Genomic DNA, 22,054 nt, shown 5'->3' on the forward strand with positions numbered 1-22,054 from the left:
GGGGGACCGGGGCGCGCCGGGTGACCGCACGGCGATCACGGACCAGGTGCCCCCAGCAGGATTCGAACCTGCGACACACGGTTTAGGAAACCGATGCTCTATCCCCTGAGCTATGGGGGCGCGGGGCAAGCCTACCGGGGGAGGGGCCGCGCGCCGCGGCGTGGTTCCGGGACCGCGCCCCACTGCGTCCGACCTCGTCGAACTACGACAGAGCGTCGTTGGAAACCTCTTGCGCTGCAAGCGAACGCAGAGGGCTCCCGGTGCCCCCGTGGTCACCGCTGCCCCGAACAGGTGCCTAGACTCAAGTCGTACAGAACAGCGACCGATGGCCTCACTGGTTGTCGGTAACGAGTCGACGGGGACTCCGGCACCAGGTCGATGTCGTCAACCGAGGAGTAACCGGAAATGCCCGCCACCCAGCTCCGCAACGACTCGCGCGCCACCCTTCGCGGTGACGTCCCCGCTCAGCGCCGCGCCCCCCGCCAGCAGGCCGCCGTCGCCGCCCTCGACGCCGCCCTCCAGGAGTCGGGCTGCATCCTGGTCTCGACCACCGTCGTCGAGACCGGCTGCACCATCGCCTTCTACGACGCCCGCTCGCTCGGTCGCGCCGTCGACGTGATCGCCTCCGCGGCCACCGCGTCCGGCGACACCGCCCTCGCCGCCCGCGCCCGCCAGCAGGGGGCGGACGCGTGGAAGGTCACCGCGCAGCCGCAGACGTGGAACGCCGCCGAAGGCGACCCCCGCGCCTGCGACATCCGGTCCTCCACCAGCTGGCGCCTCGACATCCCGCTGAACGACCTGGTCCCCAGCGCCGCCGCGCTGCTCGCCTAGACCTCGATCTCCGCGAGGACCGGCGGCACCTGCGCCGGCAGCTCGCGGGCGAGGAACCCGAGACGGCCCACCGAGCTGGCCAACCGGTCACCCGCACGTCCGTGCAGGTGAGCGGCCCACACGGCCGCCTGGACCGGGTCCGCGCCCCGCGCGCACAACCCGGTGACGATCCCCGAGAGGACGTCACCGGACCCGGACACCCCGAGACCGGCACCGCCGGAGGCGTCGCGCCAGCACCGGCCGTCGGGAGCCGCGATCCACGACTCCCCGCCCCCGGCCGCCACGGCGCACCGACTGCGACGGGCGAGCTCGACCGTCGCCCCGGCCACGTCCCGCTCCACCTCCTCGGGCTCGGCGTCCAGCACGATCGCCAGCTCCGACAGGTTCGGGGTCAGCACCGCGCCACCCTCCAGGTGGTGCAGGAAGGTGACGTCCGCGGTCACCGGCGCCAACCCCAGAGCGTCGAGGACGACGACGGTGCGCAGCCGGGGGACGAGCTGCGACAACAGCGACCGCACGTCCTCCTCGCCGATCGCCCCGACCCCCAGCAACGCCGCGTGGGCCCCTTCGACGAGCTCGGACAGCTCACCACCCTCGGCTCCGCACGCCGGGTCGATCCCGCCCTCCGCCGTCTCGGGCAGGGGCAGCACCAGCGCCTCCGGGAGGGCGATCCCCATCGGGGCGGCCGTCGTCGTCGTTGTCGCGACCTGCAGCTTCCCCGCCCCGCACCGCAGGGCCGACTCCGCGGCCAGCAGGACCGCACCCGGGGTCCGCGTGCTGCCACCGACCACGACCGTCCTACCGCGGGACTCCTTCCCGGTGCCGGGCGGCGGTAGCGGCCACTCGCGCAGGACCGCGGAGGTCACCGTCACAGCCCGGTCGGACACGTTGCTCATCAGGACCTCGGTTCGTCGTCGACATCGTCATCGGTCACCTTCACGTCCGCGACGGCCCGCGTGTCACCCGCCGCCCGCAGCTCCAGACCGCCGGGACCGGCCGCGTAGGAGGTCACCGAGCAGTTGGCCAGCGGCTGCTCCGCGTCGATCGCCAGCAGGCTGCGCTCGTCGAGACCCTCCAGCACCAGCCGGAAGTTCATGATCACCGCCTGGTGGGACACCAGGAGGACCCGCCGGCCCGGGTGCTCCTCGCGCAGCGAGGACAGGACGCTGCGGACCCGCAGCGCCACGTCGCACCAGCTCTCACCGCCCGGCGGCCGGTAGTAGAACTTCCCGATCCGCTGCCTGCGGGCCGCCTCCTCGGGGAAGCGGGCCCGGACCCCGGCGCCGGTCAGCCCGTCCCACCAGCCGAGGTCGCGTTCCCGCAGCCGCTCGTCGGTCCGCGGGGTCGCCACGTCGTGGCCCGCCTCCCGCGCCGCGTCGACGATGGCGAGCGCCGTGTGGTGGGCCCGCTCGTAGGGCGAGCAGACCACGACCTCCGGCGGCGAGGGAGCGTCCGACGCCGTCGCCAGCCAGTGGCCGACGGCCTGCGCCTGGGCGCGACCGAGGGGGGAGAGCGGGACGTCGGCGTCCCGCTCGGCGATGTCCACCACCTCGGAGCGCGTCGCGTAGGCGTGCGCGTCGGCGAGGTTCCCCGTGGACTGCCCGTGACGGACGAGGACGAGTTCGGTGGGCCAGGGGCGGTCTGGAGCGATCACGGCTCCACCCTCACCCGCCCCGCGCCCCGCTGCCTCCCGAGGACGGCTCTGACCCCTCCGGTGGACGGGGATGACGGGAACGGGGCCGGGGATGACAAGGTGTGACCCACCCGCGGCGGTGATCGTCACCGTCACCGGGCCGGGCGAGGGGGTAGCCGTGACGAGGACGTGGCACCGCCTCATGACGCGGACGTCGCTGCAGCGACGGGTGTCTGTCATGGGGCTGTCGTTCCTCGTCGTCGTGCTCGTGCTGACGCTCGTCCTCGCGTGGAGCCTCATCGCCTCGGCCGTGGAGTCGCAGTCGCAGGGCCGCCCCGTGGAGAGCGAGTTCGAGGGCGGCTTCCGCACCCGGGTCAGCGCCTTCCAGGACGACCTCGTCGCCGCCCAGACGGCCCACCAGCTCTACATCACCTCCGACACCGCGAGCTTCGCGCGTCGGACGGCAGACCGTGAGAGCGCGCTGGAGAAGTACGACCGCGACCGGGCCGTCCTCGTCTCCGACCTGCGGAACGAGCAGATGCCGACCCTGGGGGACGACGCGCCCCGGCAGCTCGCGGTCGTCCTGGACCAGGCGGCCCAGTGGCGTCAGGTGATCGACAGACAGGCCAAGTTCAAGCAGGGCTCGGACGTGACGGAGCTCAGCAACTCGATCGTCAACGCACCGGCCGCGTCGGCCTTCTCGACGCTCTACAAGGATCTCGAGGCGCTGCGCACGACGCTCGACGACCGGCGGTCCACCGCGCTCCAGGAGGTCCGGGGTGAGCGCAACCAGTTCCGCTACGTCCAGTTCCTCGTCGCCGCCATCGCCCTGCTCCTCGTGCCGCTGGCGCTGTACCTGGTGCGGCGCTGGGTGATCCACCCCCTCGGCTCGCTGTCCGAGCAGCTGGTGAAGGTGGGGGAGGGGGACCTGCAGACGCCCATCGCGCTGCCCGGCCCGCCCGAACTCGCCGCCGTCGCCGCGTCCGCGGAGATGATGCGCAAGCGGATCCTCGACGAACTCGCCGACGCGGTCTCCGCCCGGGAGGCCCTCCAGCAGGGGCAGCCGCTGGTCGCCGAGGTCCGCGACCAGCTGAGCGCCCACGAACTGCCCGTCGTCGTCGGCTGGTCCTCCGCCGCCGCGTTGCGCCCGGCCGAGGGGCTGCTCGCCGGCGACTGGTACGACGTGCTCCCGCTGCCCGACGGCCGCTTCGCCGTCGTCGTCGCCGACGTCTCCGGCCACGGGGCGCGCGCCGGGATCGTCGCCATCCAGCTGAAGCGGCTGCTCGAGGCGGCCCTGCACCTCTCACCCGAACCCGACCTCGCGCTGGCCATGGCCGCACGCGTCTTCTCCGACGAGGCCGAGCGGTTCGCCAGCTGCGTCGTCGTGGTCGTCGACCCCGACTCCGGCACCGTCCGCTACGCCAACGCCGGGCACCCCGCGCCCCTGGTGCTGCGCCGCGACGACTCCGTCGACGGCGGGGTGCGCGTGGTCACCGAACTCGAACCCACCGGTCCGCTGCTGTCCTGGCTGCACCTGGACGTCCCCGGCAGCTGGCACACCGAGACGGCGTCCATGGCCCCGGGCTCGTTGCTCGTCGTCTTCACCGACGGCCTCACCGAGGCCCGGCCCACCGGCAGCACGGTGGAGCTCGGCATCGAAGGGGTCCTCGCGGCGTTGGGGGAGCTGCCGGAGCTGACCCCGCAGGCCCTCGTCGACGAGGCCCTCGACGTGGCCCGTCGCTACAGCGGCGGCCGGGCGCGCGACGACGTCACGCTGGTGGCGCTCTCCCGCGGGTCCGTGCTCACGTCCGCGGGCGTCCCGGCCATGCGCGACGGCACGCACGAGCCCCGCGCCTGAGCGGATCACGGCGTGCGGACGCCTATCGTTGGTCTGTGACACCTTCCCCCGCGATCGGCCCCGACTCGACACGTCGGCGCTGGTGGGCGGAGGCCGAGGTCCTCGGCGGCACGTCCGGTCTGCTGGACTGCCCCGTCGGCACCGACGCCGTGCTCGACCTCACCACCGCCCACCCCTCCGGACTCGCCCAGCTGCTCGCCGGCGGTCCCGCCCCGCTGTCCAGCCTCGTGCGCGAGGCCGGTGCCTTCGCCGAGGCCCGCCGCCGGGCCCGGACCACCCACCGCGTCGCCGGGGCGCTCCTCGCCCAGCGCGGCACCCGCTCGCTCGCCGTCGCCGTCGGCACGGTGGGGTGGTCGCTGGCGGGGGAGAGCAGCGCCGAGGAACTGGCCGAAGGGTCCGTCCCGGTCCTGCGCACCCCACGTCGCACGCCCGTCCTGCTGCGCCGCTGCACGGTGACCCCCTCGACGGAGGCCCTCGACGACTTCGTCGTCCAGCTGGTCCCCGAGGTGATCGTCAACCCCGTCCTCGTCCGCGTCGTCCGCGACGAGCTCGGCATCGCGCTCGACACCCGCCGCATCGCCTCCGCCGTCGGCGCGCACTGGGGCTTCGACCCCAACCCCGCCATGGACGAACTGCGCCGTCAGCTCGCGGGCACCACCGGGCTGCGGGTGGAGCGCCGGTTGGTGCTCGCCACCTTCGCGGACCCCGGCGCCGACCTGCTGGCCGACCTGCGCCGCCGTGGCGCCGTGGTGCGCGACCACCGGATCGTCTCGGCGCTCGCCGCCGGGCGGCCCGTCGAGCCCCCGGAGGACGACCCCCGGGCCGTCGTCGTCCCCGCCGACGAGATCGGCATCGCCCTCGACCCCGCCCAGCGGCGCGCCGTCGACGCGGTGCTCGCCGGCGGCGACCTGCGCCTGCACGCCCCGACGGGCACGGGGGCCACCCAGGTCGCGGCGGCCGTCATCGCCGCGACCGTCGCCGCGGGGGCGCGCGTGCTGCTCGTGGCCGACTCCGCCGCCGACCGTCGCGCGATCGACGAACGCCTGCGCGACAACGGCTTCGGACGGCTCGTGCTGCACCTCGTGGCCGACCTCGACCCCCGGGCCGGCGAGACCGACGCCCGCGACCAGGTCGCCGCCGCCCGCCGCGAGGTCGCGGCCCGCAACGCCATCGAGCGTCCCTCCGGTGCGCTGCCCGACGTCGCCGGCCCCGCCCGGGCGCTGGAGGACCACGCCCAGGCCATGCACCGTCCCCGCGCCCCGTGGGGGGTCAGCGTCCACGAGGCCATGGAGTCGCTCGTCGCTCTCGGCGAGCGCGACGTCCCGCCGACGACCTCCCGTCGGCTGCGGGGTGAGGACCTCGCCGCGTGCTCCCGCGAGGACGTGACGCGCTGGTCGAGCGTCCTCGAGGAGGCCGTCGACCTCGGCGCGTTCACCGTCGGGCCGGGCAGCACGCCCTGGGTCGGAGCCCGGCTGCGCAGCGACGAGACGGCCGCGCAGGCGCTGGCCCGCGTCGACGGGCTCGTCGGGATCCGGCTGCCCTCGGTGCGCGCCCTGCTCGCCACCGTCTGCGACGCCGCCGGTCTGCGGGGGGCGTCCTCGGTGTCCGAGGCGGCGGAACGCACCGACCTGCTCGACGGCGTCCGCACGACCATCGGCCGGTTCGGGCCCGAGATCTTCGCGCAGTCCCTGGGGGACGTCGCCGCGGCGACGGCGACGCCGCAGTGGCGACGCGAGCACGAGGTCCGCCTGGGGCTGCTGACCCGGTGGCGGTTGCGCCGGGCGGCCCGGGCCATGCTCCGGCCCGACGTGACCGCCGGGGACTGGGCGACGCTGCACGACTGGCTGCAGCAGGCCCGCAGCCAGCGGATGCGCTGGCAACGCGCGTGCGTGCGGGACAACCCGCCCGCGGTGCCGGCCGACCTGGACGCCCTGGTGGCGGCCGTCGACGGCCTCCGTCACGAGCTGGAGGCCCTCGCCGAGGTCCTGCCGCCCCGTTCCTGGGCCGAGCTCGGCGCGGACTCCCTCCTCGAGGTCCAGCTCCCCGAGCTGACGGCGCTGCTGCGCCGTCTCGTCGCCGACGCCGCGGCCCTGGACACGCTGCCCCGGCGCACCGTGCTCCTCGAGGAACTCACCGCCGCGGGCTGGGGCGGGCTGCTCGAGGACCTCGAGGTGCGCTGGGCGGGACCCGGCAGCCTGCACCTGCCCTCCGAGGTGGAGGCGGCCTGGTGGGCCGGGATCCTCGACACGATCTCCATGACCGACCCGCTCGTCGGGACGGGGGAGGCGGGATCGCTGCGCCGGGCCCGCTACGAGCTGCAGCTCGCCGCCGTCGCCGGACGGGGCCTGCGTGCCGCCGCGGTGCGCTCCGCGCTCGACGCCCGCAGCACCTCCGACGACGAGGTCCTGCCGGTCACGGCGATGTCCGCGGCCGGGGTCGCCGCGCTGGCCGACCGCGTCGAGGAGACCGACCTGCTGGTCGTCCTCGGCGCCCAGGCCACCACCACGGCCGCCGTCCTACCCGCGCTCTCCCGCGGCCGCCGGCTGCTCGTCGTCGGCGACCCCGCGCTGCCCGGTCCGGCCGACGTCCTCACGGCGTCGGAACGTCAGGACGAGCCGCAGGCCAGCAGGGCCAGCTTCTTCGCCGACACCGAAGGGTTGCTCCCCACCCTGCAGCTCGACCGCCAGCACGCCCTCCTCGACGACGGTCTCCTCCACGACGTCCCCGCGGGACTGGCTGCAGTGCAGGAGGTCTCGTTGCCCGGACCCGGGCTCGACGCCCGGGCCGTGGCCCGCACCTCGCACCGTCCGCCCGGTGCGCGCCGCGGTCCTGACGCGCTCGTGGACCTCGTCGCCGACCGGGCCCTCGCCGCGCTGCGCGCCCACCCCGAGGAGTCCCTCGGGATCGTCGTCCCGGACGCGGCCGGTGCGGAACTCCTCGCCGACGCCGTTCGTCGCCGCGCCCTCGCCGAGGGACTCCCGCTGGCCGTCGGGCGGGAGGCGCTGCTCGTCGCGACCCCGGCCCGCTGGGCGGGGGAGCGGCGCGACCACGTGCTCGTCGTCGCCGACGCCGTCCTCAACGGCGCGGGTCTCGGCGTGGCGGGCGACCCCGTCGCCGGCCGCGCGCAGGTCTGGATGGCGCTGACCCGTCCCCGGCTGCGCACCACCCTCGTGCTCGACGACTCCGGCTGGTCGGCCGAACAGGGCGCCGACGACGTCGCCACCCAGGCCCGTCGGATGCTCGCCCGCCTCGCGCTGTCCTGGGAGGAGTACCCCGAACCGCTCGAGCGTCCCGGCGCCTCGGCCCTCGTGCGCTCGCTCGCCGCCGCGTGCCGGGCCCTCGGGTTGCCCGTGGAGTGCGGGGTCGGGGCCTCCCGCCGGCTGGCGATGGTCGTGCGCGACCAGCGCGCCCGGGCCGGGGTGGGTCCGGGGCTCGTGGTCGAGGTCGACGACCCGGCGTGGGCCGCGGCCGGTCTGCTGGACCGCGAGGTCGACGGGCCGACGGAGTTCGAGCGTCGCGGGTGGCGCTACGTCCGGGTCCTGGAGTCCGACGTCTTCGCCGACGTCGACGCCGAGGCCGACCGGATCGCCCGGCTCTGGCGCGAGGCGCTCGCCGACACGGGACACGACCTGCCCTGGGTCGTCGACGTCACGGACCCGGGCGTGGAGTTCGACCTCGCCGCGGGTGTCGAGGACGTCGCGCGGGACGCGTCGTGATCCCGCGCGACGGCGAGCCCACCGAGTCCCTCGAGCCCACCGCACCCGAGGTGCCCGCGGAGCCGCGGGAGGCGCTGCTGGAGGACGAACGTTCCGGCGACGACCGCGACGAGGGCTGGGGCGAGCGGTCCGGCGGCGGCTTCGACGACGACTGGTACCTCTCGCAGCGCCCTCCGCACTGGGACTGACAGCACGCTCGTCGCTGCGCGAACGCACAGCGAGTGATCATCCACTTGCTGTCTGACAACTGTGGATGACTGCGCGCTCAACCAGAATGACTCTGGGTCGAAAGTTGGGATTCGACCGTCTCCGGGACTTCTGCGCAGTGCCCGCCTGCACCCATCATGGGCGCGGAACCTCGACCGGTGTCCCCCGGACGGGGGACGACCACGACACGTGGACGGTCCCTCGAGGGCGGCGGAAGGTGGAGGATGCAGCGCTCGTCGGCCACCCTCGTGGCCCCACGTCCGGTCCCCGTCCCCCCCGGCCGTCCCGCCGCCGGGGTGCCGGCCGGGGCCCTGGACGCGGTCGTCGTCGTGCTGGCCCTCGCCGTGGTCCTCACGGCCCTCCTCCTCGGGTCGCGCTCTCCGGCCCCCTGGCACGCGTCCGCCTTCTCCTTCGTGCTCGCCCTCGTCGTCCTGGTCGCGGAGTCCCGCTCGGTCACCCGCCGCACCGGCGGCGCCGACGCGCTGCCCGTCTCCTGGGGCTTCCTCGTCGCCCTCGTCGCCCTCGGGCCGTTGTCCCTCGCCCTGGCCGTCCGTGCCGTCCCCGCGCTGGTGCGCGACGTGCGCCGAGGCCGAGGGTCGCGGGCCCTCGTCACCGGGATCGCCACCTCCGTGGTCGGCGTCCTGGTCTGCCACGTCGTCATCGGCGCGCTGGTGGGAGCCGACACCGCCTCGGGGACCACGCTCCGATCGCCCGAGCAGTGGCCTGCCGTCCTCGCCGGCGGGGCTGCCGGACTCGCCGCGCAGGGCCTCGTCGGGCTGCTCGCCCGTCGGGTCCTCACCCGCCCTCCCCGCCGACCGCTGCGCACCGGCTCGGCCTCGGGCGCGCTGCTGTCGCTGGCCGTGATCGCCTCGGCCCCCGTGCTCGCCGTCAGCGCCGAGGGCGGGCCCTGGCTGCTGCTGCTCGTCTGCGTCCCCCTCGGCGTCCTGCTCGTCAGCGCGGTGCTCGCCCGGCGCCACGAACGACGCGCCATGGTCGACGACCTCACCGGCCTGCCCGACCGCGAGGCCCTGCTCACCTGCACGGCCCGCGCGTTGCGCGGGGTCGGAGGCGGCGCCCGCGGTGGCCCGGGCCTGCTCGTCGTCGACCTCGACCACTTCAAGGACGTCAACGACACCCTCGGCCACCCCGTCGGCGACGCGCTGCTGCGCGAGGTCGCGGAACGCCTCGTCGCCCTGGCCCCCTCCGACGCCGTCGTCGCCCGCCTCGGTGGCGACGAGTTCGGTCTGCTGGTCGTCGCCGCGGCCGACGCCGAGGCGCTCGCCGCGGCCGTCGTCGAGGACATGTCCCGGCCGCTGCGGGTGGGCGACCTGCAGGTCCTGCTCCCCGCGAGCGTCGGCGTCGCCCTGGCCCCCGAGCACGGGACGAACGCGCCCTCGCTGCTCAAGAGCGCCGACGTCGCGCTCTACCAGGCCAAGGAGGTCCGCGGCCGGTACCGCACCTACGCGGGCCGGCACGACGTCAACAGCATCGAGCGGCTGCGACTCCTCGGGGACCTCGGCCGCGCCGTCGACCGCGGTGAGCTCTACGTCCGCTACCAACCGCAGATCGACCCGCGCACCGGGGTCGTCGTCGGGGCCGAGGCCCTCGTCCGGTGGCAGCACCCCGAGCTCGGGGCCGTCGCCCCCGACCGGTTCATCCCGCTCGCCGAGCAGTCCGGGCTCGTCGCCGACGTGACCGCCGTCGTCCTCGACCAGGCGCTGGCCGACGTGGCGCGCTGGCGCGCCGCAGGGTTCAGCCCGACCGTGTCGGTCAACCTCTCCGCCCGCCTCCTCACCGACCACGACCTCCTCGCCCTCGTCGCGGGGGCGCTGCACCGCCACGGCGTCGACGCCTCCGCGCTCGTCCTCGAGGTCACCGAGACCGGGATCGTCTCCGACCCCGAACGGGCCGGGGCCGTGGTGCGCCGCCTGCGAGCGCTGGGCTGCGGTGTCGCCGTCGACGACTACGGCACCGGCCAGTGCTCGCTCACCTACCTGACCGACCTCGACGTCGACGAGCTGAAGATCGACCGCAGCTTCGTCACCGGGATGACCGTCGACCACGCCCGCGGCGTCATCGTGCGCTCGACGATCCTCATGGCCCGTGAGCTCGGCCTGCGCGTCGTCGCGGAAGGCGTCGCCGACGCCCCCACCCAGCAGGTCCTCGCCGACCTCGGCTGCCACATCGCCCAGGGCGAGCACGTCGGGGACCCCATGTCGGCCGACGACGTCCTCCGGATGCTGCGCCGCCGGGTACCCGAACCCACCGGTGCCGTCGTTCCCGCACGTTCGCCGCTGGCCCTGGAGTCCTGAGCGGGCCCTCACGCGCCACGCACCGCGACGACGGTCCGACCCGCCGCCGCCGTCAACCGCGTCGCCGTCGCCGCCTCGACCGCGACCAGCACGCTCGTCCCCGTTCCCGGCGTCCCCGTCGAGGACCCGCCCAGCAGCCCGTCACCCGCCGAGGCGGTCGGCACCCGCAGCACCACCACGTCGCTCGCGATGCGCTCGGCCCCCGTCGCCGCACCCGTGACCGGGTCCTCGGTGCGGGCCAGGACGTCCACGTGCACCCCGGGCCCCAACCCGGCCAGCAGCGCCGGGTCGCCGACGTCCACGGTCACGGCCAGGGTCCCGGCCGGCTGGGCGACCAGCAGCGAGGCCTGCGCGGTCCGGGTGTCGGTGAGCACCTCACCGGTGCGGACGGCGCTCGCGAGCACGGCCCCGCTCGCCCCCGACGGGGTGAGGAGCCCGCCGGGCAGGGTGTCCGCCGGTCGCTGCACGCTGCGGACGTCGGAGGGTCCGAGCAGCGCACCCACCGGCAGGTCCCGGGCGGCCACGAGGGCCGTGACCGTCGTGGGGGCGGGAGGAGCGAGGGTGGTGACGGCGATCCCGCCCGCCGCCGCGACGAGACCCGCGGCCAGCCACCGCCGGGTCAGGCGACGCCGGCGGCGGGCGCGGGGCCCCTCGGCGCGCTCGGCGGGCGGGTCCGGCGTGGTGACGGCCGGGCGGAACGTGGTCGAGGGCATGAGCGGACGCTAGGTCCGGGCCCGGACGCGACAGGACCCGCCGGCGGTCGGCTGTGGACGACGACCGCCGCGGCGGGCCTGTGCAGACCGCGGTGACTCAGGCGGCGGAGCTCGACCCGCTGCTCGAGCTGCCCGACGAGCTGCTGGAGCCGGAGCTGCTGGTGCTGGAGCTGCCGGTACCGGTGCTGGTGGAGCTCGTGCTGGTGGAGCTCGACGACGGCGTGCTCGAGCCGGTCGACTCCTTGGGCGTGCTGCTGCTGGACGAGCTCTCCGAGGACGTGGACGAACTCCGAGAGTCGTTGCGGTAGAAACCGGACCCCTTGAACACGATCCCGACGTTGTTGAACAGCTTCCGCAGCTGACCGGAGCACTCGGGGCAGACCGTCAGGGTGTCGTCGCTGAAGGACTGGCGGACCTCGAAGGAGTGTCCGCACGACTGGCAGGCGTAGGCGTAGGTGGGCACGCTGTCTCCGTAGCTCCTGGACCCCGGCTGGCACTCGGGGAGTTCGAGTGCCAATGGTACTCGGCGCGCGGGGCTCCCGTGGAGCTCAGCGCACGTCTCGCTCGTACCGGTCGACCAGCGGACCCGAGGGCTGGAGCCGCAACCAGCCGTCGTCGGTGCCCGGAGCCGCCGCCCGCGCCGTCGCGGGGAGGCCGGCCTGGTCCGCGGCGACCGAGAGCACCGCGGCGTTCGCCGTCCCCACCCGCAGGACCTCCTCCTCGCGCCGGACCCCTGCGGGGGCGCCACCCTCGACGACGGCGACCCGCACACCGCGAGCCCGCAGCGCCTCCGTCCACCGCCCCAGCAGCACCGACTCGTCGGGGTCGGTGAGGGGACCGGCGCTCACGAGCACGACGCTGCGCGAGGCCGCGCCCGCCGCCGCGAGGTCGTCGCGCACCCGGGTCAGGGCGTGGGCCTCAGCGCCGCGGATCGTGCCCGCCCGCGTGGCCACGCTCACGAAGCGCGTCCCCGCCACGTCGACGGCGGTGGCGGGCGGTCCCGCCGAGGAGAGCCCGCCCGCCGCCGGCGTCCCGACCTCACCGTCGCCGGCGGTCCAGGTCCAGGACACCGTCGGCGGCAGGCTCCGGGCCAGTACGGCCCGCACGAGGTCGACGTCCTGGGCCGTCCCGGGGGCGGCCGCCGAGCCGACGACGTCACCGGCGAGCACGATCCGTTGCGCGCCGGCGGCGACCACGCGGCGGAGTTCGCCCGCGAGGTGCTCCGCGGAGGAGGGACGGGCCGCGCTCACCGACGTGCCCGAGACCACCGCGACCCGGGCGGTCCGGGGGCCGGTGGCCGCCAGCGGTCCGAGTGCCGGGTCCGGTGCGCCCGTTCCGGTGGTGGCGACCGGCGGCACCGTGGCCTGCAGGGCCGCGACGTCGAGCGATCCCGCCCGGCGCGCGGCCACCGAGGTCTGGGCGAGGTAGATCCGTTCCAGGGCGACCGAGCGGGCTCCCGCCGGGACCGGGACGCGCACGGTCCGCCACCCGGTGAAGTCCACGCGGGAGGCGAAGGTGACCGGTCGGAGCGCACCGTCGACCACGAGCTGCCCGCGCAGCCAGCCGCCCTGCCCGTCCCCCCTGACCTGCAGGACGACCTCGCGGCTGCCGCTCGGCAGCGGCAGCGGGGTCCGCGCCACTAGGGCCGCCGTGCTCGTCCCCGCCGGCTGTCCGGTGAAGTCGTAGTCCAGGCGCAGCGCCGCCCGCACGCCCGGGAGATCGGGGACGTCGACCCGGCGCAGCGAGGCGGTCGCCCGGGTCGCGCTCGGCATCCAGCCCGCGGGGTCGTCGAGCGCGTCCAGCAGGACGGGACGGGTGCCGACCCCGACCCTCGCGGTCGAGGTGAGCCCCGCGGCGCTCAGCCGCAGCTCGACGCTCGTGGGGCCGGCGGCCAGGGCCGTCAGCCGCAGTCGACCGTCGGGGAGGGGGTCGGCCCGCAGCGCGGCGGGGTCGGTGGCGACGGTGACGTCGGCGGCGCTGAGCGGTGCCGAGCGGCCTTCGGCGTCGCGGCCCACGAGGGTCACGTCGGCGCCGGCCCCGGGGCCGTCGAGGACCGTCGGCGTCTCGAGGTCCACCCGGCGCAGGGGGTCCAGGACCTCGACGTCGAGGGACCCGACCGCGCCGCCGAGGGAGGCGTGCAGGGAGGACAGGCCCGGTGCGGTGCCGCGGACCCGGGACCCCTCGACCGTGGCGACCGCGCCGTCCGTGCTGGTCACGACCGGGGTCCCGGGGACGGGGGCGCCCGCGGAGTTCACCGGGACCGCCGCCACGAGACCGGTCAGACCGGGGAACAGGCGGGTCGGGGACCCGTTGCCGCGCAGCACGATCGAAGCGGCGACGGGCGCCGCCGCGGCCGGCACCAGGCCGATGGCGTTCGCGACGGGACGCGCAGCGCCGTCGGAGGGGACGGCCACCTCGCTGACTCCCGTCTCGCCCGGTCGGCGGGCGACGAGCTGGGCGGAACCGCCGCCGTCGAGCATGACGGCACCGCGGGCGCCGGCCTGGACCATCCGCTGCGCGGTCTCGACGGCGGTCACCCCGCGCGAGCGGGAGGTGCCGCCGTCGATCGTCAGGAGCAGCAGGTCCCCGCCCGCGCTCCACCCGATCGCGGTCCGGGCGCGCAGGGCCGCCCAGGTCGGGTCCATCGTGTCGATCGCCGCAACCGCCCCGTCGCGCACGAGTTCGAGGCGGGCGCCGAGAGCGAACCCGCGGGAGCCAGGGGTGAGCGCGTCGTCGCGGACCTGCAGCTCGGTCGTGGCGGGGGTGCCGAGCGCGGTCCCGGCCAGGGCGGTGGCGACCGTGCCGGTGGCGACGAGGACGAACCCGTCGCCCGGGACGGGTGTCGGGCCGGGGGGGCGGACCGCGCTGACCCGGCCCGACCGGACCTCCAGCTCGATCCCGGTGGGCGCGGTGAGGGCGCGGTCGCCGCTGCCCCAGGCCGGGGTGAAGAGGGCGAGGGAGTCGGTCGGGACGGTCCGGGTCCCGAGGGCGACCAGCGGGAAGGTCCGGCCGCCGAGCGATGCGCTGCCCTGCAGCAGGACCTGACCGAGGCGGCCGACCCAGCCGCTCGCGCCGGCGTCGACGCCGACCGCGGTCTGCGGCTGGGCGTCGGCCTTGAGCGGTGTGCCGTCGAGGACCACGGGTCCGTCCGGCGTACCGGTGCGGTCGATGTCGAAGAAGTCACCGTTGACGGCGGCGACCGCGCCGGCGGCGCTGGCGAGGTCGGCGGGGGTCCGGGGGGAGGAGAGGTCCTGCTGGAGCAACCGCGGTGTCGTGGTGGAGCCCGCGCTCAGGCGCAGCAGGGAGCTGCGGACGGGGCCGGTGGCGTCGAGGGTCGTGCGGCGTTCGAGGCTCACCCCGGGGGCGATGCTCTGCTGCTCCGCCGAGACCTCGACGGAGTCGACGGGGTCGAGGGGGTCGGCGAGCGCCGGTGCGGCGGCCGCGGTGGTGAGCAGAGCCCCGAGGAGGGTGGTGCACACACCGACGGCGACGTTGCGGAGGGCGCGCATCACTCGACTGTAGTCAAGTAGTCACTCTCTGTGGTGCCAGTCGGCGAGCTTCCCGTGCCGGCTGATCGCCTGCAGCCGTTCCTCCACCGCCGACCGTTCGGCGGTCGCGGTGACCACCAGCAGGTCGTCACCGCGGCGCAGGACGGTGCGCGGCTGGGGCACGAAGGTCGCGCCGTCCCGCGCGACCAGGCTGACGTTGGCCCCGCGCGGCAGCCGCAGCTCGAACACCTCCACGCCGTGCAGCCGTGACGCCGGCCCGACCCGGACCTGCACCACGTCCGCGGACAGGGTGCCCAGCGGCGACACCTCGACGTCGAGGTCCTGCGTGGGGGTGGCGGAGATCAGCCCGAGCCGCCGGGCCAGGGGGGCCAGCGTCGGGGCCTGGACCAGGGTGAAGACGACCACCAGGACGAGCACGAGGTCGAACAGCCGCTCGGAGCCGGGGATGCCGGCGACCACGGGCACCGTCGCCAGCACGACGGGGACGGCCCCGCGCAGACCCGCCCAGGACAGGAACACCAGGTCCGGCCGGGGCATCCGGAACCCGACGAGGCTGACCAGGACCGACAGCGGGCGCGCGAACAGCGTCAGGACGAGCCCGACGAGCAGGGCGTCGACGAGGGCGCCGGGGAGCCGGGAGGGGCTGGCCAGCAGGCCGAGCATGACGAACAACCCGATCTGGGCCAGCCACCCGAAGGCCTCGGCGAAACCCCGGGTCGCGTGCCGGTGCGGGAGGCGCGCGTTGCCCAGCACCAGACCGCACAGGTAGGTGGCGAGGAACCCCGAGGCGTGCAGCACGTCGGCCACCGCGAAGGCCAGGACGGTGAGGGCCAGGACCGCGACGGGGTACAACCCGGAACTCGGCAACGCGGTGCGCCGCAGCAACAGCGCCCCCGCGGCCCCGACGCCGACCCCGAGCAGGGTGCCGAGGGCGAGTTCGAGGACCGCCTCGCCGGCGAAGAACCACCAGGCGTGCTCGCTGTGCCCGCCCGCGACCTCGGTGAGGGCCAGCACGGCGATGACGACGGGGGCGTCGTTGAGTCCCGACTCGGCCTCGAGCAGGCCGGACAGCCTGCGCGGCAACGGCACCGTGCGCAGCACCGAGAACACCGCGGCCGCGTCGGTGGAGGACACGACGGCGCCGATGAGGAACGACACCGGCCAGGCCGTGTGCAGCAGCAGGTGCGCCCCGCAGCCGACGACCCCGATCGAGACGAGCGTCCCTCCCGTCGCCAGCACCCCGGCGGGGGCGATGACGCCGCGGATCGTCGACCACCGCGTCGTCAGCCCGCCCTCGGCCAGGATCAGCACGAGGGCCCCGTAGCCCAGGACCTGGGCGATCTCCGCGTCCGCGAAGGGGATCCCCAACCCGTCCTCGCCGAGCACCAGCCCGAGGGCGAGGTAGAGGAGGAGGGAGGGGAGCCCGGTCCGGGCGGCGAGCCGGACGGCGAGGACGGCGAGGAGGAGGACCCCGGAGGACAGCAGCAGGATGCGACTGAACTCATCCAGGGTCATGCGGCACCGTAGCGCGTCGGTCGCGGCACGGGGCGGTGATCAGCTGGTGGTGCTCGGTTCCCGGTCGCCGGTCAGGTCGACCCGGGTCGGCCAGCCCTTGCCCCAGTCGGCGCGTTCGTTCCACAGCGGCCGCCAGGTCTCGCCACGGCGCAGGACGACCTCGCCGACGGAGCGCAGCGCGACCCCCGCGGTCAGCAGCCCGACGCCGGCCCGGGCCCGCCCCGGCGTCCAGTGCTTGATCGCGTACTCGGCCTTGCCGCGCAGCAGGAGTCGCTGCTTGGCGGTCTTGGTCGAGGACGACTTCCCGCCGGCGTGCACGACGACCGCCGCGGGGGTGATGGCCGGGTGGAAACCGGCGTCGGCCGCACGTCGGTTGAGGTCGGCGTCCTCGCCGTACATGAAGAACTTCTCGTCGAATCCGCCCAGGGCGCGCCAGGTCTCCGTCGTCGCCATGAGGAAGGCGCCGCTGATGATGTCGACGTCGCGGACGCTGTCGCGGTCCCAGCGGCCCATCGACTCGGGGTCGAAGAGCGAGCTGCGCTTGAACGCCGTCGAGAGCCCGGTGGCGTAGCAGAACCAGCTCCAGAGCGAGGGTTGCGCGAAGCAGCTCGTGAGCGAGACGGAACCGTCGGGGTAGAGGACGCGGCCGCCGACGATCCCGCGGGTGGGGTCCTCGTCGAGGAACGCGAGCAGGGCGTCGACGGCCCCCGGCTTGATCATCGCGTCCGGGTTCATCAGCAGCACGGTCCGGCCGGTGGCCATCTCGGCGGCGCGGTTCACGCCCACGGCGAAGCCGAGGTTGTCGGGGGAGAAGTGCGTGCGCAGCTCGGGGGTGGTCTCCGCGCGCTCGCGCAGCAGCTGCTTCGTCTCCTCGCCCGAGGCGTTGTCGAAGGCGATGACCTCGAAGGAGGCCCGCGGCCTGGACTCGCCCGTGAGGGAGTCCAGGCACTGCGCGATCCACTCGGGGGCGTTGTAGGTGATCACCAGGATCGACACGTCCACACTCATGGCCAGGCGCTCCTCTTGACGTTCCGTATCGGTCTGGTCACCGTCGACGCGCGCACAGTGAACCACGAACCGCTCCGGGGCCGGGAGTCTCAGGCTGCCAACCACAACCAGCGGGACGGGGTGACGACGGCCTGGACGAGCCGGTCGTGGGGGAGCACGGGCAGCGGGCTGACCGCGGCGTCGAGCAGTTCGTCGTCGTGCACGACGGCCAGCACCGGCACCCGCGCGGGCACCCGCGCCAGCGCCCGGTCGTAGCTGCCCCCGCCCTGCCCGAGCCGGCGGCCGGCGGTGTCGACGGCGAGCGCCGGGACGACGACGAGGTCCACGGAGGCGACGGCGTGCGGGCCCAGCGGGCCCAGCGGACCGGGGGCTCCGCGACGCGGCGCGCGCAGTTCCCAGTCGAGGTCGCCGTCCTCCAACAGGACGGGCAGCAGGACCTCGACGTCGTGGCGCCGGAGTTCGGCGAGCAGCGTCCTCGTCCCGGGTTCACCGGTCGTCGAGGAGTAGCAGGCGATGCGGCGGGCGCCGGCCAGCAGGGGACAGCCGGCGAGGACGCGGGCGACCGCGGTGTCGACGGTCCGGGCGGTCTCGGCGTCCCGTTCGCGACGGCGGGAACGGATCCCCTGGCGCAGTCGGCGCTTGCGGGCCTCGACCTCGAGGACGTCCACGGTGACGGACAACGAGTCGATCACGAGGTCGTGGCCGGTGTCGGGTGTGGTGGGCACGGCGGCTCCTGGTTCGCACGGACGACGCGACGATTGTTTCGCCGGGGCGTCCTCCCCCTGAGTTTGCCTCGCCGCGGGCCAGAAGGGAATGCGTCGCGCGTCGTCCCCCGACGGCCCAGCACCGCAGCGGGCAGTGCACGACCCGGGACGGGCGGTAGCCTCCGGGCCATGACTGAACGCGACGAGCGTCCCGGCCGCACGGTTCGCAAGGCCGTGATCCCCGCCGCCGGGCAGGGAACGCGCTTCCTGCCGGCCACCAAGGCGATGCCCAAGGAGATGCTGCCGGTGGTCGACACCCCGGCCATCCAGTACATCGTCGAGGAGGCCGTGCGTGCGGGCCTCACGGACGTGCTGATGATCACGGGCCGCAACAAGCGGTCCCTGGAGGACCACTTCGACCGCAACGTCGAGCTCGAGGTCGGCCTCCAGGCCAAGGGCGACCAGGCCAAGCTGGCCCGGGTTCAGGAGTCCACCGACCTCGCCCAGGTGCACTACGTGCGCCAGGGCGACCCGAAGGGCCTGGGGCACGCCGTGCTCGTCGCCGAGCAGCACGTGGGTGACGAACCGTTCGTGGTCCTGCTGGGCGACGACATCGTCGACGCCCGGGACCCGTTGCTGGACATCATGATCAAGGTCCGTGAGGAGCGCGGCGGCAGCGTCGTCGCCTTCATGGAGGTGCCCCACGACCAGATCCACCTCTACGGCTGCGCGGTCGCCGAACCGACCGACACCGAGGACGTCGTGAAGGTGTCCGGGCTCGTCGAGAAGCCGAAGACGGAGGAGGCCCCCAGCGACCTCGCCATCATCGGCCGCTACCTGCTGGACCCGGCCGTCTTCGCGGTCCTGCACGAGACCGCGCCCGGCAAGGGCGGCGAGATCCAGCTGACCGACGCCCTGCAGGTCCTGGCCCAGGGCGAGGGCCCCGGCTACGGCGTGCACGGGGTCGTCTTCCGCGGCCGTCGCTACGACACCGGCGACAAGCTCGACTACATCAAGGCCGTCGTCCGGCTGGCGAGCGAGCGCAAGGACATCGGGGCGGACCTGCGCCAGTGGCTCGGCGAGTACGTCGCGTCGGGTGCGGGGGCCAGCACCCAGGCCTGACGTCACCGAGGGCCTGCCCGGCTGCCGAGGGCCTGCACGCCCGCAGGCCCTCGGCGTCCGAGCGTGACAACCTGTCGCGGTGAGTGTCGAGACCCTGACCACCGTCGCGGCGCACCGGGCGGCGTGCCTGGACCTGGTGCGTCCGCTGCCGCCGCTGGACCTGGCGCTGCGCGACGCCCTCGGCTGCGTGCTGGCCGAGGACGTCGTCAGCCCGCGTCCGCTGCCCGCCTTCGACAACTCCGGCATGGACGGCTACGCCGTGCGCCTGCGCGACGTCGCGGGCGCGACGGAGGAGACCCCGGTGGGTCTTCCGGTGGTCTCCGACATCGCGGCCGGCCGGGCCGACGCCGTGCGCCTGACGAGCGGGACGACCGCCCGGATCATGACCGGGGCGCCCGTCCCCGCGGGCACCGAGGCGATCGTGCCGGTGGAGTGGACCGACCGCGGCGTCAGCCAGGTGCTGATCCGCCAGGTGCCCGTGATGGGCCAGCACATCCGTCGCGCCGGCGAGGACGTCGTCGCCGGGACGCTCGTCCTGGAGGCCGGGACGCGGCTGGAACCCCGCCACATCGGCGTCCTCGCCGCGCTCGGGCGGGCCCGGGTGCGCGTCCGCCCGCGGCCGCGGGTGGTGGTCGTCTCGACCGGCACCGAGGTCGTGGAACCCGGTACGGCGCTGGCCCGTGGGCAGCTGCACGACGCCAACGGCTACCTGCTGACCGCGGCGGCGGAGGAGGTGGGCGCGCTGGCCTACCGGGTCGGGGTCGTCTCCGACGACGCCCGCGAACTGGCCTCCGTCCTCGACGACCAGCTCGTGCGCGCCGACGTGATCGTCACCTCCGGCGGGGTCAGCGAAGGCGCCTACGACACCGTCAAGGAGGTGCTCTCCGCGCCCGGGGAGCACTCCGTCCGCTTCGACCGGGTCGGCATGCAGCCCGGGATGCCGCAGGGCTGCGGGACGCTCGGCGAGCACGCCGTCCCCGTCTTCACCCTGCCCGGCAACCCGGTCAGCTCCTTCGTCTCCTTCGAGGTGTTCGTCCGTCCTGCGTTGCGGCGCATGCTGGGGGCCGAGGGGCCCGACCACGAACGGCCCCACGTGCGGGCCGTGGCCGGGGCGCGCTGGACCTCGCCCCCGGGCAAGGAGCAGTACGTGCGCGCGGCCTGGACCCGCGACGCCGAGGGGCGCTTCGTGGTCGAGCCCGTCTCCGGTCACGGTTCGCACCTGGTGACCGGGCTGGCCCGTGCGACGTGCCTCGTCGTCGTCCCGGTCGGCACCTCCGTCGTCGAGGTCGGTGACGAGGTCGAGTGCGTCCTCCTCGGGCCGTTGCCCGGAGCGCCCGAGGCGCCGGGAAGGATGGCCTGATGGACCGTCTCACCCACCTCGACGACGCGGGGCACGCGCGCATGGTCGACGTCTCCGCCAAACCCGTCACGGCCCGCGAGGCCCGCGCCGAAGGGTTCGTCCGCTGCTCGCGGGCCGTGCTCGACCTCATCGCCGAAGGCGGTCTGCCCAAGGGCGACGCCCTGGCCGTCGCCCGGATCGCGGGACTCCAAGCGGCCAAACGCACCCCCGAACTCATCCCGTTGGCGCATCCTGTTGCCGTGCACGCGGTCGAGGTCGACATCACCCCCCGGTCGGACGGGGTGCGGATCACCGCCGCCGTGCGCACCGCGGACCGGACGGGGATCGAGATGGAAGCGCTGACCTGCGTCGTCGTCGCGGGGCTGACGTTCGTGGACATGGTCAAGGCCGTCGACCGGCGGACCGTCCTCGACGGCGTCCGGGTCACCGCCAAGAGCGGTGGACGGTCGGGGGACTGGAGCGTCGATGACTGAGGCCAGGGCACTCGTCGTCACCGTCTCCAACCGCGCCTCGGCCGGGGTCTACTCCGACCGGTCCGGCCCGATCGTCGTCGAAGGGCTGCGGGAGAGCGGGTTCCTCGTCGACGGGCCGCTCGTCGTCCCCGACGGCGACCCCGTCGAGGAGGCCCTGCGGGACGCGGTGGCCGCCGGGTACGACGTCGTCGTCACCAACGGCGGGACGGGGCTGAGCCCGCTCGACCTGACGCCCGAACGGACGCGACGTGTCCTGGACTACGAGGTTCCCGGTGTGCCGGAGGCGATCCGGGCCTACGGGGTGGCCCACGGGATCGCGACCTCGGTGCTGTCGCGGGGGATCGCGGGCGTCGCCGGCCGGACGTTCGTGGTGAACCTGCCGGGCTCGCCCGGCGGCTGCAAGGACGGTGTCGCGGTGCTGCAGGGTTTCCTCGTGCACGCCGTCGACCAGCTGCACGGTGGGGACCACACCCCTCCCGGCGGAACCCGGTGACCCCGACCTGGCCCGTCGAACTGCGCGAGGGGGCCGTCCGCCTGCGACCGCTGCGCCGTGGTGACGCCTCGACGTGGCGCCGGGTCCGCGCCGCGAACGCCTCCTGGCTGCGGCCCTGGGAGGCCACGAGCCCCGAGGGCAGCGGGCCGGCGCCGACGTTCCCGCAGATGGTCCGGGGTTTCTCCCGCGAGGCCCGCGCCGGACGGATGCTGCCCTTCGTCGTGGAACTCGACGGGAACCTCGTCGGTCAGATCACCGTCTCCGGGATCACCTGGGGGTCGCTGCGTTCCGCGCACGTCGGGTACTGGATCGACCAGCGCGTCGCGGGGCGCGGAACCATCCCGATCGCCCTCGCCCTGGTCGGGGACCACTGCTTCAGAGCCCTTCGGCTGCACCGGATCGAGGTGAACATCCGGCCCGAGAACGCGGCGTCGCTGCGGGTGGCGGAGAAGCTGGGGATGCGCGACGAGGGACTGCGCAAGGCGTTCCTGCACATCGACGGTTCCTGGCGCGACCACCGGACGTTCGCGATGACCGCGGAGGAGGTGCCGGAGGGTCTGCTGAACCGCTACCGGTCCTCGCGCGGGGCCCGCCACTGAG

The 22,054-nt window shown here is 75.1% G+C and carries 18 protein-coding genes and 1 tRNA gene; 10 read left to right on the top strand and 9 right to left on the bottom strand.

Annotated elements, in window-relative coordinates; all coding sequences use genetic code 11:
- Positions 1-47: 47 nt before the first annotated feature.
- Positions 48-120, bottom strand: a tRNA-Arg gene (locus ACFQ46_RS19715).
- A 285-nt stretch (positions 121-405) separates the two neighbouring features.
- Between ACFQ46_RS19715 and ACFQ46_RS19720 the strand changes: the two genes are divergently transcribed.
- Complete coding sequence (locus tag ACFQ46_RS19720; protein ID WP_380261246.1) at positions 406-831, top strand: hypothetical protein; 426 nt, start codon at positions 406-408, stop codon at positions 829-831.
- Here ACFQ46_RS19720 and ACFQ46_RS19725 read toward each other — a convergent pair.
- On the bottom strand, positions 828-1,727 hold the full coding sequence (locus ACFQ46_RS19725; RefSeq protein WP_380261248.1) for an NAD(P)H-hydrate dehydratase: 900 nt from the start codon (positions 1,725-1,727) through the stop codon (positions 828-830). The two genes, ACFQ46_RS19720 and ACFQ46_RS19725, sit on opposite strands and share 4 nt — an antisense overlap.
- Positions 1,727-2,485 (bottom strand): histidine phosphatase family protein, encoded by a 759-nt coding sequence (locus tag ACFQ46_RS19730; protein WP_380261250.1) that lies wholly within the window; start codon positions 2,483-2,485, stop codon positions 1,727-1,729. The genes ACFQ46_RS19725 and ACFQ46_RS19730 overlap by 1 nt, the downstream gene beginning before the upstream one ends.
- 217 nt (positions 2,486-2,702) lie before the next feature.
- On the opposite strand from ACFQ46_RS19730, the gene ACFQ46_RS19735 reads away from it, so the two are divergent.
- The 4 genes from ACFQ46_RS19735 to ACFQ46_RS19750 all read left to right on the top strand — a co-directional run bounded on the left by ACFQ46_RS19735 (position 2,703) and on the right by ACFQ46_RS19750 (position 10,557).
- Positions 2,703-4,322, top strand: coding sequence for a PP2C family protein-serine/threonine phosphatase (locus tag ACFQ46_RS19735; protein ID WP_380261252.1), 1,620 nt, complete (start codon positions 2,703-2,705; stop codon positions 4,320-4,322).
- 35 nt (positions 4,323-4,357) lie between these two features.
- Complete coding sequence (locus ACFQ46_RS19740) at positions 4,358-8,038, top strand: hypothetical protein (protein ID WP_380261254.1); 3,681 nt, start codon at positions 4,358-4,360, stop codon at positions 8,036-8,038.
- Positions 8,035-8,226: a hypothetical protein gene (locus ACFQ46_RS19745; protein ID WP_380261256.1), complete on the top strand. Its 192-nt coding sequence runs from the start codon at positions 8,035-8,037 to the stop codon at positions 8,224-8,226. The genes ACFQ46_RS19740 and ACFQ46_RS19745 overlap by 4 nt, the downstream gene beginning before the upstream one ends.
- Before the next feature lie 243 nt (positions 8,227-8,469).
- Positions 8,470-10,557, top strand: coding sequence for a putative bifunctional diguanylate cyclase/phosphodiesterase (locus ACFQ46_RS19750; protein ID WP_380261258.1), 2,088 nt, complete (start codon positions 8,470-8,472; stop codon positions 10,555-10,557).
- Between the two features lie 8 nt (positions 10,558-10,565).
- Here ACFQ46_RS19750 and ACFQ46_RS19755 read toward each other — a convergent pair whose 3' ends face one another.
- From ACFQ46_RS19755 to ACFQ46_RS19780, 6 genes are all read right to left on the bottom strand, one after another.
- Positions 10,566-11,270, bottom strand: a complete 705-nt coding sequence (locus tag ACFQ46_RS19755) for an SAF domain-containing protein (protein WP_380261260.1) — start codon at positions 11,268-11,270, stop codon at positions 10,566-10,568.
- Between the two features lie 97 nt (positions 11,271-11,367).
- Positions 11,368-11,733 carry an FmdB family zinc ribbon protein gene (locus tag ACFQ46_RS19760; protein ID WP_380261262.1) on the bottom strand — a complete coding sequence of 122 codons (366 nt, stop codon included), beginning with the start codon at positions 11,731-11,733 and terminating at the stop codon, positions 11,368-11,370.
- An 85-nt stretch (positions 11,734-11,818) separates the two neighbouring features.
- The gene (locus ACFQ46_RS19765; RefSeq protein ID WP_380261264.1) at positions 11,819-14,779 is read right to left on the bottom strand and encodes a phosphodiester glycosidase family protein; all 2,961 of its coding nucleotides are present in this window, start codon (positions 14,777-14,779) and stop codon (positions 11,819-11,821) included.
- Positions 14,780-14,800: 21 nt separating this feature from the next.
- Positions 14,801-16,294, bottom strand: a complete 1,494-nt coding sequence (locus ACFQ46_RS19770; protein WP_380261266.1) for a potassium/proton antiporter — start codon at positions 16,292-16,294, stop codon at positions 14,801-14,803.
- A 39-nt stretch (positions 16,295-16,333) separates the two neighbouring features.
- Entirely contained in the window at positions 16,334-17,302 is a 969-nt protein-coding gene (locus ACFQ46_RS19775) for a glycosyltransferase family 2 protein (RefSeq protein WP_380261268.1), read from the bottom strand.
- 89 nt (positions 17,303-17,391) lie between these two features.
- Positions 17,392-18,027 carry a 5-formyltetrahydrofolate cyclo-ligase gene (locus ACFQ46_RS19780; protein WP_380261270.1) on the bottom strand — a complete coding sequence of 212 codons (636 nt, stop codon included), beginning with the start codon at positions 18,025-18,027 and terminating at the stop codon, positions 17,392-17,394.
- Between the two features lie 168 nt (positions 18,028-18,195).
- On the opposite strand from ACFQ46_RS19780, the gene galU reads away from it, so the two are divergent.
- The 5 genes from galU (at position 18,196) to ACFQ46_RS19805 (ending at position 22,053) form a co-directional block, all read left to right on the top strand.
- Positions 18,196-19,128, top strand: coding sequence for a UTP--glucose-1-phosphate uridylyltransferase GalU (gene galU, locus ACFQ46_RS19785; RefSeq protein WP_380261272.1), 933 nt, complete (start codon positions 18,196-18,198; stop codon positions 19,126-19,128).
- A 79-nt stretch (positions 19,129-19,207) separates the two neighbouring features.
- Entirely contained in the window at positions 19,208-20,488 is a 1,281-nt protein-coding gene (gene glp / locus ACFQ46_RS19790) for a gephyrin-like molybdotransferase Glp (protein WP_380261274.1), read from the top strand.
- Positions 20,488-20,961 (top strand): cyclic pyranopterin monophosphate synthase MoaC, encoded by a 474-nt coding sequence (gene moaC / locus ACFQ46_RS19795; RefSeq protein ID WP_380261276.1) that lies wholly within the window; start codon positions 20,488-20,490, stop codon positions 20,959-20,961. Before glp ends, moaC begins: the two co-directional genes overlap by 1 nt.
- Positions 20,954-21,454: a MogA/MoaB family molybdenum cofactor biosynthesis protein gene (locus tag ACFQ46_RS19800; protein WP_328295141.1), complete on the top strand. Its 501-nt coding sequence runs from the start codon at positions 20,954-20,956 to the stop codon at positions 21,452-21,454. The genes moaC and ACFQ46_RS19800 overlap by 8 nt, the downstream gene beginning before the upstream one ends.
- Positions 21,451-22,053: a GNAT family N-acetyltransferase gene (locus ACFQ46_RS19805; protein ID WP_380157728.1), complete on the top strand. Its 603-nt coding sequence runs from the start codon at positions 21,451-21,453 to the stop codon at positions 22,051-22,053. The genes ACFQ46_RS19800 and ACFQ46_RS19805 overlap by 4 nt, the downstream gene beginning before the upstream one ends.
- The last annotated feature ends 1 nt before the right edge of the window (position 22,054 follow it).

Origin of the sequence: Kineococcus sp. GCM10028916, assembly GCF_042674865.1 — a bacterium.
Classification (GTDB): Bacteria; Actinomycetota; Actinomycetes; order Actinomycetales; family Kineococcaceae; genus Kineococcus.